The sequence below is a fragment of the Limnoraphis robusta CS-951 genome, assembly GCF_000972705.2.
The window spans coordinates 1-15417 of record NZ_LATL02000223.1 but is presented as its reverse complement, the minus strand read 5'-3'; the positions used below and the strand labels follow the sequence as shown (position 1 = coordinate 15417).

The 15417-nt window shown below is 41.5% G+C and carries 11 protein-coding genes and 1 pseudogene; 6 read left to right on the top strand and 6 right to left on the bottom strand.

From position 1 onward, the window contains the following. Positions 1-309 precede the first annotated feature (309 nt). The 4 genes and pseudogenes from WN50_RS18925 (at position 310) to WN50_RS18905 (ending at position 5729) form a co-directional block, all read left to right on the top strand. Entirely contained in the window at positions 310-1173 is an 864-nt protein-coding gene (locus WN50_RS18925) for a hypothetical protein (protein WP_046278889.1), read from the top strand. 327 nt (positions 1174-1500) lie between these two features. Then, positions 1501-2168: pseudogene (locus WN50_RS37180) on the top strand (ATP-dependent DNA helicase RecG); the annotation flags it as partial. A 1-nt stretch (position 2169) separates the two neighbouring features. After that, on the top strand, positions 2170-4195 hold a 2026-nt coding region (recG, locus tag WN50_RS18915), incomplete at its 5' end, for an ATP-dependent DNA helicase RecG (RefSeq protein WP_152964868.1). 547 nt (positions 4196-4742) lie between these two features. After that, a complete protein-coding gene (locus tag WN50_RS18905) occupies positions 4743-5729 on the top strand; it encodes a methyltransferase domain-containing protein (protein ID WP_046281375.1) in 987 nt (328 codons plus the stop codon). A gap of 180 nt (positions 5730-5909) precedes the next feature. Here the strand turns inward: WN50_RS18905 and WN50_RS18900 are convergent, their stop codons facing one another. Continuing rightward, positions 5910-6470, bottom strand: coding sequence for a Uma2 family endonuclease (locus tag WN50_RS18900; protein ID WP_046281376.1), 561 nt, complete (start codon positions 6468-6470; stop codon positions 5910-5912). 250 nt (positions 6471-6720) lie between these two features. Between WN50_RS18900 and surE the strand changes: the two genes are divergently transcribed. Next, positions 6721-7398 (top strand): 5'/3'-nucleotidase SurE, encoded by a 678-nt coding sequence (gene surE / locus WN50_RS18895; protein WP_046281377.1) that lies wholly within the window; start codon positions 6721-6723, stop codon positions 7396-7398. A gap of 274 nt (positions 7399-7672) precedes the next feature. Here the strand turns inward: surE and dcm are convergent, their stop codons facing one another. The 4 genes from dcm to WN50_RS37715 form a co-directional block, all read right to left on the bottom strand. Beyond that, the gene (dcm, locus tag WN50_RS18890; RefSeq protein WP_235441027.1) at positions 7673-8350 is read right to left on the bottom strand and encodes a DNA (cytosine-5-)-methyltransferase; all 678 of its coding nucleotides are present in this window, start codon (positions 8348-8350) and stop codon (positions 7673-7675) included. A 24-nt stretch (positions 8351-8374) separates the two neighbouring features. Then, the coding region (locus tag WN50_RS37720) for a DNA cytosine methyltransferase (RefSeq protein ID WP_049560270.1) at positions 8375-9111 on the bottom strand (737 nt) is incomplete at its 3' end. A 134-nt stretch (positions 9112-9245) separates the two neighbouring features. Then, positions 9246-9449, bottom strand: coding sequence for a choice-of-anchor Q domain-containing protein (locus WN50_RS36390; RefSeq protein ID WP_072075608.1), 204 nt, complete (start codon positions 9447-9449; stop codon positions 9246-9248). 597 nt (positions 9450-10046) lie between these two features. After that, on the bottom strand, positions 10047-14214 hold a 4168-nt coding region (locus WN50_RS37715), incomplete at its 3' end, for a Calx-beta domain-containing protein (protein ID WP_425354825.1). Positions 14215-14646: 432 nt separating this feature from the next. Between WN50_RS37715 and WN50_RS18865 the strand changes: the two genes are divergently transcribed. Continuing rightward, positions 14647-14850 (top strand): hypothetical protein, encoded by a 204-nt coding sequence (locus WN50_RS18865; RefSeq protein WP_046278253.1) that lies wholly within the window; start codon positions 14647-14649, stop codon positions 14848-14850. A 95-nt stretch (positions 14851-14945) separates the two neighbouring features. Here the strand turns inward: WN50_RS18865 and WN50_RS18860 are convergent. Then, positions 14946-15417: hypothetical protein (locus WN50_RS18860; RefSeq protein ID WP_049560249.1), on the bottom strand; the 472-nt coding region annotated here is incomplete at its 5' end.

Below are 15417 nucleotides of genomic sequence, written 5' to 3'. Positions count from 1 at the left end.
GTTCTGGGCGAGGGGGTTGATGCAGAGGAAGAGACGGCTGAATAAGCGCCGTTTTTTGGACAGAAGTAACCTTGCAAAAAAGTTTGATTGGCCCCGATTCAAATTATCATTAGAGGCGATTGGGGCTTTTAAATCTAAGCTATTTCAGTTGCTTAAGGTAGAAGACCGGAAACTGGATTTATCATTGGGAAAATTAATGATTCGGCAGTTTTTCCTCAGATTTTTATAGCTAAGAATTGACACCTGAACCCGGCTAACGGATTAGTTTTTACGGTTTAATATTGACGCTTTCTCCATCAAATTGCAGAAATGACAGGATCGCTTAAAGCCATAGAGGAGGATCTCGCTTCTTTAGAAGAGGCAATCGCCAAGTTAGCTCATGAATTTGATCACGCCTATGAAAATTATCTCACGGCTTTAGGAAAAGCAGTTCGCCAACAGTTGATTCTGGCGAGTTATCATTTATGTACTCAGGGCTATCCAGAATCTTTTCTGAAGCTTTCCTTTTCACAACGGCAGAAATTTCAACAAAATTTGCAAACGTTAGCTACAAACGCTCAAAAAACTTTTCTGTCTCTGGTGCAACTTTCCTCCGCCTCTCAAGCTTTGAAGGAACAACCAGAGGACGATGATTCTTTAGAAGAAGATTTCACCCCCGAAGATGAATCTGTTGAAGTCTCTACTGATTTTTTGATTCAACAGGCTCTTCCGCAGCCCTTGAGTTCTCCTGAACGGTTGGCTTTGTGGCAAGAAAAGCTGGAAAAATCAATTCATGCTTTTTTGAAAACCCTGTCTCGCGATACCAACCGATGCTTACAAAAATCCGAGATTTTCCCCCAAAAACTACCAGAAGCCCTTTTAGAAGCGGCTTCTCTAGCGGAAACTTCGGCACAAACTGTTGCGAGTCCGCCTAACCTCCTGAACTTGATGATTGAAACCGAAGACATCGAGGACGAGGAGATTTCTAATGTGACTCGTGTGATGGCTGTGCATCTGCGTCTGTCTGAAGTTGAATTTGCAGATACAGCCGTGATGTCAAAACGTCATCAGATTCGCAATCTCTCTGCTCAGTTGACCAAGCTGGGACGTAGTTATCAGAAGAAACAACGAGAACGGGCTGTTTTAGAAGCTGAGGCGGCTTGGCGAGCGAGTTGGTTTGAGCAGAACGCTTAAACACTGAAGCCGTAGAAGGCTAGAGGCGAAGGGTTGACGGGCTATTGTCTGGGTGTTGATTTATAGTTCAAGTGTAAGGGCGAAGAACCCCAGACTAGCCTATGCTATTATCTTAGCGAAAATTTCCTAAAATGTCAAATAAAAGTGAATTTTCTTGATTTTTCAAGTTAAAAACTTCTATACTTTTAGAGGAAGACAGCTTCAGGCTGTTACCCTAGAAAGGATAGACAAGCCAATGTTTTGATTCTTGAGTTTTCAATGACTTGGAGTCGGTTTAATTGGATTAATAAAATCAGATAAACTTCTATTTTTTAGTCAACTGGAACAATGAAAAGTAACCAACCAGACTGGGAGCGTTTACAAAAAGCAATTGCAGTTGAAGCCGAAAGGGGATTTAATAATGTTCAGGGAAAGCATCACCAATTTCACGAGTTTTTGTATATTAGCTTAAACGAACTTTTTAACCTTGTTCCCGGAGACTCTAAAAATCGCTGTCAACAAATGGTAGATGCGTTTGCGAATTATTCAGAAAAAAGTCTGCAAGATAGAGAAAACCTTCTGGATGATACAAGGCGGTTTTTGTTGCAAATGCAGCGAAGTCTTGACTGTCGTGAAAAAGTCGAAGAAATCACTGAAAGAAGTCAACAAATTCCGGCATCTATTCCGACAAATTCCCTGATTCAAACCCTACCAATTGTTGAGAAATCACCGAATGCTGCTTCTTCTTTAGAACAACCTTTAGAGAACGTCGTCGGGCCTAGAAATGCATATCGTTTAGCGAAACTGGGCTTGTATACGGTTTATGATTTATTATACTATTATCCGCGAGATCATATTGATTATGCTCGTCAAGTTGCGATTCGAGATTTAGTTCCGGGAGAAACAGTAACACTGATTGCTAAGGTTAAACGGTGTAACTGTTTTAGCAGTCCTAGAAATAAGAAATTAACGATTTTAGATTTAATCTTAACGGATAGTACCGGACAACTCAAAATNGTATACGGTTTATGATTTATTATACTATTATCCGCGAGATCATATTGATTATGCTCGTCAAGTTGCGATTCGAGATTTAGTTCCGGGAGAAACAGTAACACTGATTGCTAAGGTTAAACGGTGTAACTGTTTTAGCAGTCCTAGAAATAAGAAATTAACGATTTTAGATTTAATCTTAACGGATAGTACCGGACAACTCAAAATTAGTCGTTTTTTCGCAGGGCCGAGATATAGTAACGCGGGATGGCAAAATAAGCAAAAATATAACTACCCACAGGGTACGATTGTCGCGGCTTCGGGGTTAGTGAAAAGTAATAAATATGGAATTACTTTAGATAATCCTGAATTGGAAGTTTTAGACCAAGAAGGGGGGCAAATTGACTCGATGAAAATTGGTCGGGTGGTGCCTGTTTATCCCCTGAGTGAAGGGGTGGGTGCTGACTTAATTAGAAAATCGGTTTTATCGGTTTTACCAACAACGAGCCAGTTGCAAGATACGTTACCTCAAGGTTTATTGGATATTTATCAACTGATTGGAGTACAAGATGCGATTCAAAATATTCACTTTCCCCCAGATAGAGACTGTTTAGCCGCAGCCCGTCGCCGTTTGGTATTTGATGAGTTTTTCTATCTACAATTAGGACTGTTACAACGACGTCAATCTCAAAAAAAAGCGGCAACTAGCGCCGTTCTTGCTCCGACGGGAAAACTAATTCAACAGTTTGATGAAATTTTACCGTTTAAATTAACGAATGCTCAACAACGAGTCATCAAAGAAATTCTGATTGATTTACAATCTTCTGAACCGATGAATCGGTTGGTTCAAGGGGATGTAGGGGCAGGAAAAACAGTAGTCGCAGTTGTAGCAATGTTAGCGGCTATTCAAGCCGGATACCAAACGGCATTGATGGCGCCAACGGAAGTTTTAGCCGAACAACATTATCGAAAATTAGTCAGTTGGTTTAACTTAATGCACTTAAGCGTTGAACTGTTAACGGGTTCAACTAAAACGGCGAAACGTCGCCAAATTCACAGCCAATTAGAAACGGGAGAATTACCTGTTTTAGTGGGAACTCATGCGTTAATTCAAGATACGGTAAATTTTCATCGGTTGGGGTTAGTGGTGATTGATGAACAGCATCGGTTTGGGGTGCAACAACGGGCTAGATTGCAACAAAAAGGTGAATCTCCTCATGTTTTAACGATGACAGCAACGCCCATTCCGCGTACATTAGCGTTAACGTTACATGGGGATTTAGATGTGAGTCAATTGGATGAACTTCCGCCGGGGCGTCAACCGATTCAAACGACTATTTTAATGGGGAAACAACGCAATGAAGCCTATGATTTAATCCGACGAGAAATTGTGCAGGGAAGACAGGTTTATGTGGTGTTGCCGTTAGTTGAAGAATCGGAAAAGTTAGATGTCCGTTCAGCAGTGGAGGAACATCAAAAACTGCAAACGAAAATTTTCCCAGAATTTCAAATCGGTTTATTACATGGTCGTCTGAGTAGTGCGGAAAAAGATGAAGCGATTAGTCAATTTCGCGATCAAAAGACGCAAATTCTGGTTTCTACAACTGTTGTAGAAGTGGGGGTGGATGTTCCGAATGCAACGGTGATGTTAATCGAAAATGCGGAACGATTTGGGTTATCTCAATTGCATCAATTACGGGGACGAGTTGGACGGGGTAAACACAAATCTTTTTGTCTATTAATGGCAGGAAGTTCAACGCCAGAAGCCAGAGAAAGGCTAGAGGTTCTTGCAGAGTCTCAAGATGGATTTTTTATCGCTGAAATGGATATGCAGTTGCGGGGGCCAGGTCAAGTTTTGGGATCTCGTCAGTCAGGATTACCGGATTTTGTCTTAGCGAGTTTAGTTGAAGATCGGGAGGTGTTAGAATTGGCAAGAGATGCGGCGCAAAAAGTGATAGAAAAGGATGAAACGTTAAACCGTTGGCCGTTAATGCAGCAGGAGTTAAACCGACGGTATCAACGAATGTTAGGGGGTTCTATTTTGACTTAAATATGAATATTAGATCGGCTACTGTAGAGGATGTTTCGCTGATTTTTTCGTTGATTCAGAAGACGTCAGAGTTTGATCGTAATATTGGGGGGTTTTCGGGTGTGTTGAAAGTTTCTGAAGACAAAATTCGCAAAACCCTATTTGGGAAAATTCCTTTTCAATCTTTCGATCCCATATCTTCGGAGATCTTCCGGTTGAAAAGGCAGTAAATTCTGTTTTAGATTGTGCTAACCAATATTATGCAATGACTCCCCAAGAGAAGTTAGCGTACAAAAAACGACCCGAACTTCTGATATGATATCCGGTTGATTAATGCGTGTTATGGGGGCGGGGCGGGTTTNATCTCGGAGTGGTCGCCCTCGATCTTCGGCGGACCCCGCCCCTACCAGTACGTTAATTGATTAGTCGGATATCATATGAGAAAAGGAATTATTGCTTGTATTCCTCCTCAGTTTTTCCCCGAACAACAGTCTTTCAGTTCTCAAGGACTCTAACTTCGTGCTAAATTAAGAGTCAAATCGTCAAAAAATATCAATCCTTTCTTTCAATGAATTTCGTTAACATCCTGGGACTTTTCCTGATTATCTTGACCATCGGTATTGTCTTGTACTTAATTACCCCTCGCCGTTATCAATCCTCTGATTCGGTTGCCAATTCCTACGATCAATGGACGGAAGATGGTATTTTAGAATTCTATTGGGGCGAACATATCCACCTCGGTCATTATGGTTCCCCCCCGCAACGAAAAGACTTTTTGCAAGCCAAAATCGACTTTGTAGATGAGATGGTGCGCTGGGGCGGTTTAGACAAATTACCACCGGGAACTACGCTGTTAGATGTCGGTTGTGGAATAGGCGGAAGTAGTCGTATTTTAGCCAAAGATTACGGATTTTCTGTGACTGGAGTTACCATTAGCCCCCAACAAGTCAAACGCGCCCAGGAGTTGACACCCGCAGGAGTTGATGCTAAATTTCAAGTCGATGATGCAATGGCGCTGTCTTTCCCCGATGCGAGTTTTGATGTAGTATGGTCTGTTGAGGCTGGCCCCCATATGCCGGATAAAGCGATTTTTGCTAAAGAGTTGCTGCGAGTCGTCAAACCGGGTGGCGTGTTGGTTGTGGCTGACTGGAATCAACGCGATGATCGGCAAATTCCGCTTAATGTTTGGGAAAAACCTGTGATGCGTCAACTCCTCGATCAATGGTCACATCCGGCTTTTTCGAGTATAGAAGGCTTTTCCGAACTATTAGCTGAAACGGGGCTTGTAGAAGGGCAGGTAAGCACCGCAGATTGGACAAAACAAACCCTACCTTCTTGGTTCGATTCGATTTGGCAAGGAATCGCCAGACCCCAGGGATTAGTGAGTTTTGGTTTCTCGGGTTTTATTAAATCTTTGCGAGAAGTCCCGACTTTGTTGTTGATGCGGTTAGCGTTTGGGACGGGTCTTTGTCGGTTTGGAATGTTTCGGGCTGTCAGGGCAAATTCACCGCTACAATTAACTAATACTACAATCACTGAAACCGCACAAGTTTAATTAGAAAAAATATTTTCCGTCAGGTAAACCCCAAAAACCCGGTTTCTTTGACAATGACGAGGACGGGTTGGACGGGGCGAAAACAAATCTTTGTTTGGGTGCAGAAATTATGGAAAAACAAGGAAATCGCTGTTTTTTGAAATGGGTTCCATCCGGTTAGGTTCGTTAAGAGTTAATTTCTTACTCTAGCAACCAGTCAAATAAGTTTTGTACGGTTATTTTAAAACTTTTGGCAAATTCAGGTACGGGTAATTCGGCTGTGGGTTGATCATAAAAAGTTGTCGCTTGCTCGGGTAAATGTACAAATATAGATAAATCCTCCGGATCAATTAACCATCCCATTTGGGTTCCATATTTTAGACTATATAAAATCTTTTTTGTGACTTTTGTTTGACTTTGATCGGAAGAGAGAATCTCAATCATCCAGTCGGGTGGAATGGGAAAAGTATTGGCAACTCGACCATTTTCTTGTCGGGGAATTCTTTCCCAAGTAAAAACCGAAATATCGGGTACAATTGAACGATTTTCAAACGTACAGCGAAGTTCGCAAAATGCTCTGGCAATTCGTTGTTGTTTGAGAGAAGCATTAATTGCAGTTGCTAACTCAGTTTGAATTGCACTGTGTTCTCCTTGTGGCATTGGTTTTTGAATAATATCTCCGTCAATATATTCACAAGCAGGTTTAGTTTCTGGCTGCTTTAGAAATTCTTGCAGGGTCAGAGTTTGAATCGATTGTACCATGAATTTTAGAAAACTGAATGGTTAAACGCTCTAGATTGATTCTACTTCGTATTATACCGAATCCGACTATTGAGTGCTGTGCTAACTGTTCTACAATAGAGCTACGATGGCTTTTCTCGATAGTTCTGAGTTGAGGGTCAGTCGCGGCATTTTGGCACTAATTTGGCTACCCCAAAAAAATTTAGAAAAAGCGCAATATTAACTTAAGATTATCTGTAGAGTTTTAAAAATCTACTTGCTAAAATTAAACATGACGATTATACTCACCAATGATGATGGTATTGATGCACCCGGTATTCGCGCATTATCTGAAGCAATTAACCATCAAGGAATATTTGTCGCCCCCCAACAAGAAGTATCCGGTTGTGGTCATAAAGTAACAACAAAATCACCCATTCATGTTGAACATCGTTGTGATACTGAATACGCTGTTGCGGGGACTCCGGCTGACTGTATTCGTCTGGCAATTACTCATTTTTGTCCCCAAATTGATTGGGTGCTTTCAGGTATTAATTCAGGGGGAAATTTAGGCATAGATGTGTATATTTCGGGTACGGTTGCGGCGGTGAGAGAAGCGGCTTTTCATGGAATTCGTGGAATTGCGCTTTCTCAATATAGAAAAGGGGGAAGACCTGTTAACTGGGAACAAACAACAAGCTGGAGTCAAATTGTTTTAAAAGACTTATTGAACCGTCCTTTAGAACCCGGAAGTTTTTGGAATGTGAATTTTCCCTATCTTGAACCGGACGCACCCGAACCGGAAATGGTCTTTTGTCAACCGTCTACAAAACCGTTACCGATTGATTATAAAGTAGAAGGGGAAGATTATTTTTATATTGGGAATTACAGCCAACGCCAACGCACGCCTGAAACCGATGTTGATGTTTGTTTTGGGGGGAAAATTGCTGTGACTTTAATTACATTATAATAGATCAGGATGTTTTTTAGGGTTTGAATTTTGCTCAATAGAAATTTTATCTCCTGAACCAAGTTATAATTGTGTTATATAGCAGAGAAAGAGTTGATTAGGACACTGTTTTTCTGTCAAATCCTTTTATGATAAAGGTTTCAATTCTGTCTCCTGTCTCCTGNAGTGATAAAAAACTTTCTCATAATCCTCCTCTTTCTTCTTCTTGATTTCCTCCTGACTCCTGACTCCTGACTCCTGACTCCTGACTCCTCTGTCGTTTATTTATAACTGTTCAACCGGACATGATATTACAGGTAATATTCTGCATTGAATTGTTCCAGATGATCGATATGACATCTTGAGTAATAGCGGTAATTACATTAATACTTACTGAGTTTCCCAATTGATAAAAGGCTTTTTTGGGATTAGAATGAAGTTGAAAGCTATCGGGAAATCCCTGTAAACGGGCGGCTTCTCTAGGCGTAATTCGACGAACTCTATTATTGTGATAAACTCCAATTCGATTCGCATCACTCGCGACTAAGGTGACAGATACTTTCTCTGGATCGAGAAATTTATAAACTTCAAAAGAGAAGTTACCTGAAACGGGTTTATATTGTCCGTTGGTCATTTGTAAATAACGCTTTTTGACAAGAGACTCTAATATTTTGGGGAGATTCGGATGTTTAAAAAAACTAGCAATTTGTTCAAAATTTAACGGTTTACCATCTTGATGTTTGCCAAATTTTTTCTGGCGTCTTTCCGTTATCAGTAAATTCATTAAATTGATTTCATCTTCGCTACATTCTCCTCGCAAACCCAATTCCCAAGAATGAATAGAATTTCCACCCCGATAGTCAATTAATCTAACTCCATGTAATTTGTTAAAATCTCCCTGAACCACTTTGTTTAAGGCTTGTACAAATTCCGGTGAACAATCAAACGATGAATCTGGATTTTCTTCGAGAATATCTTTGACTTTTGGTGGTAAATNCCCCGATAGTCAATTAATCTAACTCCATGTAATTTGTTAAAATCTCCCTGAACCACTTTGTTTAAGGCTTGTACAAATTCCGGTGAACAATCAAACGATGAATCTGGATTTTCTTCGAGAATATCTTTGACTTTTGGTGGTAAATCGTTTAAACTATAAGAATTAAGCTGAACTGCATTATAAGCATGAGTATCTTTCGGCCCTACGTCTGAAATCAGGTTAAATTGAGGAGATGCGTTTAATACCCCAATCATGTAAACGCGAACCCGATTTTGAGGTAAGCCAAAGTTAACACTATTTAAAACAAATTTATAAAAACTGTAGCCTCTTAATTGGATTTCATGTTCAATGGTCGCTAAAGTTTTACCGTTATCATGGGTGGTTAAACCCCGCACATTTTCCAAGATTAACACTTTGGGTTTATGGGTGTCAATCAGCCGCATTATTTCAAAAAATAGTGTTCCGCGAATCTCCCCAAAGCCTTGTTTTTTTCCCGCATAGGAAAAAGACTGACAAGGAAAACCAGCGAGTAAAACATCATGTTCAGGTAAAGATTGAATTTGGCGAATATCTCCGGCGGGAATGTGCTGAAAATTTTGAGAATAGACTTGATTGGCGTCGCTATCAATTTCACTAGCTAACACACATTCTCCCCTCAAACCAATAGACTCAATTCCCTTTTCAAACCCTAATCTTAAACCCCCTATTCCCGCAAATAGGTCAATGAACTTAAGCACTACAACTGTATTGATTTCGGTCTATTCTGAAAGATATTATAGCAGTTTTTCGGGTAAATAGAAAACCCAGTTTATTTGCAAAACCGGGTTTATAGCAATATCAGGGCGCAAGCAAGAGCGCCCCTACAAATGGGTTAACCTTGGAACTCAAACGCCCCAATATCAATCACATTGTTAACAATTCGAGGGAATCCGTCACCTCGTTGATCGAACGCTCCGGGAACTGTAAATACGCCCGAAAATTCGGCATCTCCCGCATTAATCGCTGGACTACTTCCTGTTGATAATGCGATCGTTGGAGTGAGTCCCCCATTATCAGCTAAAGTATCGATGAACAAAGCATCAGGCGCAACACCAACAATATCGCCGTTTTGTCCATTTGTTAACCCATTAACACCTGTTGCATTTCCAATTAAGTTATTTCCACCACTATTAACGGGAATAGGGGGTTTAAGATTAGGGTTTGAAAAGGGAATTGAGTCTATTGGTTTGAGGGGAGAATGTGTGTTAGCTAGTGAAATTGATAGCGACGCCAATCANATCGTTGGAGTGAGTCCCCCATTATCAGCTAAAGTATCGATGAACAAAGCATCAGGCGCAACACCAACAATATCGCCGTTTTGTCCATTTGTTAACCCATTAACACCTGTTGCATTTCCAATTAAGTTATTTCCACCACTATTAACGGGAAACTCTACTCCTGCTGAAATATCAGGATTATTAGGAGCATTATTAGCTGCAACCAGGGTATTTTTGAGATTAGCTGTCTCTAAATTGGTCAAACCTCCACCACCGCTTTCAGCAGTATTGTAAGCAATTGTGCTATTCGTGAGAGTCAATCCACCAAAGTTAAAGATACCCCCTCCCGAATCAGCATTATTGTTAGCAATTGTACTGTTAGTAATCCGAATTGTGCCACCTAAATTCAGGATACNATAATGCTCCTAATAATCCTGATATTTCAGCAGGATTATTAGGAGCATTATTAGCTGCAACCAGGGTATTTTTGAGATTAGCTGTCTCTAAATTGGTCAAACCTCCACCACCGCTTTCAGCAGTATTGTAAGCAATTGTGCTATTCGTGAGAGTCAATCCACCAAAGTTAAAGATACCCCCTCCCGAATCAGCATTATTGTTAGCAATTGTACTGTTAGTAATCCGAATTGTGCCACCTAAATTCAGGATACCTCCACCATTACTTCCTGTATTATCTGTAATTGTGCTGTTATTAATGGTTAATGAACGGCTTAGGTTAGCAATCGCTCCTCCATTATTAGCTCGACTTCCTTGAATCACACTATTTTCTATCACTACAACGCTTGATGTCGATGAAATATCAATTGCACCACCCCGGCTTCCCTGAGTGGTATTTTCAGCATCATCTATCGTTCCTTCAGCTAATCCGTTCGCAATTGTTAAACCTTCAATTTGAACTATTCCACCATTGATGGTGAAAATGTTAAAGGCTTCTTCAACATCGCGCTGAATCGTTAGGCGATTGGCACCAGGGCCGTCAAACGTAATATTACTGTTAATATTGGGTAATGCTGCAACCAAATTAATCGTATTAACACCAGCAGCTTGAGGAGCAAAGGTAATCGTATCGGCATCAGAAAAGCTTTCAGCATTAATTAACGCTTGTCGCAACGAACCCTCAACCGCATCAAAATAAGCCTGTTCATCGTCAATTTGATCGCTATCCGTTAAACGGGTGACTTGTGTATCATTCGCCAACAGAGTAACCGTTGCTTCGTTATCTTCCGAATCAATCACATATTCAGAAGCGTCAATTTCTGCTATCGTTAACGTCAGGGATTCACTAGCTTCAGCTTGATCATCATCAAGGGGAATTAACGTGATATCCACACTCGCCGCTTGATTGGGAAGCGTTACCGTTGCAGTCGCGGTATTTGTTGCTGCATCAACCACTATCTCAACAGGTTCCTCACCAATTTTCAACTCAAATTCTGGCTGAGTTAATAGCTGAGTTAATAACAGTTTATTGCCTGAAACTGTCAAATTAACGGTTAACTCACCCACCGGATCAGGCGATCGCTGTATACGGAATATACCATTTTGAGCCTCTATTTCTCGACTCAGATCGGCTTCAATCGCATCAGTTTGAATAGCGGTAATAGAAACCGTCGCCGTATCATCATTTTCTATTGTTAAAACTGACTGCGGTTGCGACGTTCCAGCCCGTCCGCCCTCAATTTCCTGACCATTGTTACCAATAATGATGAAATTGTCAAAACTCAATCCCAGCGTTTCATCACTTTCGACGCGATCATCACCTAAAATTTGAATCGGTACGATTTGAGTCGTTTCACCCGGAGCAAACTCAATCGTAATCGGGCTGTTTACATAATCAGTACCCGCTTCGGCAGTTTGCTGAGTCAGAACCACATCCACCCGAGAAGCATTAGTAGTTTCCCCGGAACGAGAGACTTCAACAACGGTTGTTTGATTAACTGCATTACCTTCCACAGTGCTGAAATTCGCCAAAGAAAAATTGTAAACTGGAGGCGAATCATTATCTAAAATCGATAAATTCGCAGTTGGGAACGTGTTACCTGTTTGTCCTTGGGGCGCAAAGTTTTCCAAGCGTAAATTCACCGCTTCGGCTTCTTCTTCTATCGTATCGTCTATGATTTCTAGAGGTATTGTTTGAGTGGTTTCACCGGGCGCAAAATTCACGGTAACTCGTTCGGGTGTAATATCTTCTCCAGGTATAGCGCCGTCTGATGCTGCCGTTGTCAGAACCACATCCACCGAGGACGCCGCCTCGGCATTTCCACTGCGAAGAACAGTTACGACTTCTGTTATCCCGTCATCTTCACTGGCTGTGTACTGACTGGTGGTAAAGTCGTAGGTGGGAATGTCGTCATCATCAACAATAATTAAATTAGCCGTCGGATTTTCCGTCCCAACCTGTTGTCCGGTAGAAGGGGCTAACGATAACCTGACCGTTTTATTCGGCTGCGGAATCACATTTCCGATGATCTCAATGGGAACTGTTGCAATGGTTTGATTCGCTGCAAAATCAACTGTAATTGGCCCTGCGGCAAAGTCAACACCCGGTAAAGCGTTATTAATTCCCTGCAAGTTTACCGTCACTGAAGAAGGATCAAGGCGTCCTGTCCGAATGATTTCAACGACATCATCAACAGTGTTTAAAACATCGCCTTCGGAGGTTGTAAACAAGGAGTTGTTAAACTCGTAGGTTGTGGCGCCGTCATCATCGTTAATTGTGATTGTGGCGGCTGGGTTATTGACACCAACTTGTCCGCCGATAATCGGATTACCATCTGCAATAATTTGGAAGTTATCAAAGCTGAGATTGAGGCTTCTTGAGGGTTGTTCCTCTGTATTGGGAATCAGATCAACGAATACCGATTTTTCGGTTTCTCCAGGTAAAAAGATCAGGGGTGTTGGCTGAGGCGGAGTTTGATAATCGGTTCCCTCAATCGCTGTGCCATCGGTTAAAATAATATCAACTTGTGACTGTAAATCGACATCCGCCGAGCGACTAACAATAATTTCAACTTGTTGCCGATTGTCGGGATCGCCTTCAACCCCAATAAATTCGGCTTTGCTAAAGTCGTAAACAGGGGGATCGGGGGGATCATCGTCGTTGACAATCGTACCTGTGGCGGACTGACCTGCTGGATCAGCTTCATACAAAGTTCCCGATTCTGCGATCGTTAATTCAATCGTTTTATCGGCTTCAAAGATATCATTGGCAACAGGAGTGAGAGTTATTTGAGTTGTAGATTCATTCGGTGCAAAAACAATAGTTCCCTCTCCGTCGGAAAATTCTAAGGCTCCCGTTACGGTATAATCTGTTCCTAACTCAGCACTTCCTGCGATCGCAAAATCAACAATAATCCCTGTTAACAGAGAACCACTAGAACGGCTAAAAGTATAAACTAATCCCTGACCTTGATCTTCTGGAACGTTTGTCGGTGATACGGAAACCGAAACCGTTGAGGCAGTAATCGGCGGAGTGGGAGGAATAGTCAGTGTATCGTCGTCGGGTGTGGGTGTGGGGGTGGGTGTCGGAGTCGGCGTAGGGGGTCGCTCATCATCTTCAATATTAACCACTAATTCGCTCTGTTCCCCAATCGTGGCGCCGCCAATCGGATCAGTTAACCGCAAACTAATCGATTCATCTCCTTCAAATTGATCATCGTTATTAATAGGAATAGTTACTCGTTTGAAGGTTTCAAAGGGAGCAAAAATAACTTCAATTCCTTCAGGGGACAAGTCTAAATCGTCAGACGAAGAATTCGCTTCTGATAGCAACAATTTTCCGCCAACGGTGTTGAGGGGAGAACCTGTCCGTTGAATGCCGATTTCTACAAAAGCAGAAGTTTGATTTTCTCGAATTTGAATGGATTGTTCACTAAACTCCACGACAGAAGTAATTGTCGAGATGGATTTGGTAAAGTTCGAGCGAATCAGAGTATTGCGTTGAGTGGCTTGTAAAATCGCCAATTCTTCCCGACTTTCGCGATCAATAATCGTTGTATCGTTTCCGGTTTGAACGAATTCTAAATCTTCAAATTCTAAATCATCTGTTAAGGCAATTAAATCAAATCCGGCTCGAAAATCAGTAATAATATCTGTTAAGCCGCCATTGAGTGAGCGACCAATCACAAATAAGTCGGCTCCCGCTCCTCCTGTCAGGGTATTCAAGCCTAAGCCTGTGTAGAGGATATCATTATCGAGATCGCCAAATAGTTGGTCATTGCCTTCTAAGTTAACAAGCGTATCATTGCCTTGACCGCCATAGAGGGTATCGCTTCCGCCAATATCACTGATGAAATCATCGCCTTCGTTACCGAATAAAAAGTCGTCTCCTAAGCCGCCTTCAACGGTATCATTCCCAAATTCGCCGAATAAAGAGTCGTTTCCCTCGTCCCCTTGTAATAGATCATCGTCTCGACTTCCGAGAATCGAGTCATTGTCTGAGTTTCCTTGTAGCGTATCATTACCCAGGAAACCAATCAGGGTATCATCCCCTGCTAGTCCTTGAATGAGGTCAGCCTCAAGTGTTCCCTCAAGTAAATCTGGATCTTCAGCACCGATAATATTAGCCATAACACTCGTGTTCGTGAACAGGTGGACAGTTCAAATGTGAATACTGTGAAGGATCATTGTAAAAATGAACACAATCAAGCAGGAGTCTAACGGAGGTGAAGGGAGAATCCCAAACCCTTGCTAGGACTTGACTGTTGCATCTTTAAGGGAATACACATCAGGTGGTTTCAAATCTGTTTTAGCTTACCCACTATGGGCTAGGCTATTAACATTTTTTCAACCGGAAGCAATTCCCAGTAGGTCTTCTGTTGATCAGGTTCTCGTTTACGGTCGCCAAGTGAAATGTAACAGAGTATAAACGACTTTGGGACTCAGGATTACAGATCGTTAAGCGTTTGACGAGAAAGCCTGTTCTGCATGATACTGTCTAGAGGTGTTTACCGATTGCAGTTGACTTACCACCAGGAGAACACTTTGAATTCACATTCACAGATGACACAATATCCGTCTTGTTCACTGCATCACGATGTCAGCGAGTATGTGGCTGACCTTCAACTTCACATGACGTTGCAGGCTCGTAACTTGGTTCCCGCTTTGACTCAAGAAGGTAAAGATAGTCGCGAGCAAATGTTACAACAAACTCAAGCTTATTTTGAAAAAATGGCTTCTCGACAAGCCAATTCGATGTCTCTATAGATTAATCCTTAAAAGTTGTGATCAAAGCAGACTAGAAACTCGAAGTTCACATTCAGTAGAGAGTCTGCTTTTACTTATTTAGATTTTTGGTCGGTTTAATCAGGGGATTGAATCACAGGAATTTCAAGCCGTTGATAGTCTTGAACCGATTCAGAAATGAGCTGATTTCGGATGGCAATCAAATCACAGTAGTCAAATTCATCCGTTCCAAAGACTTCCAGAGCAATCGTTTTTAAAGTATCTCGCGGTTTAACGCTGTAGGAAATCCAACGATAGGACTTTCCATTTAACTTAAATTCGGGCGAAGATAGCAGCCATTTCTGATACTTTTCATCTCTTTTTTTTGCCAAACGAGATTCGCTTTGAGATAAAGCAAATTGCCACACTTGATAACCAACTGAACTTAAATGTAATCCATCTGTTGTGAATTTTGACTGCAAATTACCTGAATGATCGCTAAAGCGAGAATGAAAATCGAGATAAATAGCACCTGCTTGTTGAGCGAGTATTTTAAGTTCTTGGTTGAGTTGCAGAATTTGAGAATTAGGAATCGTAAAAGATAAAAAC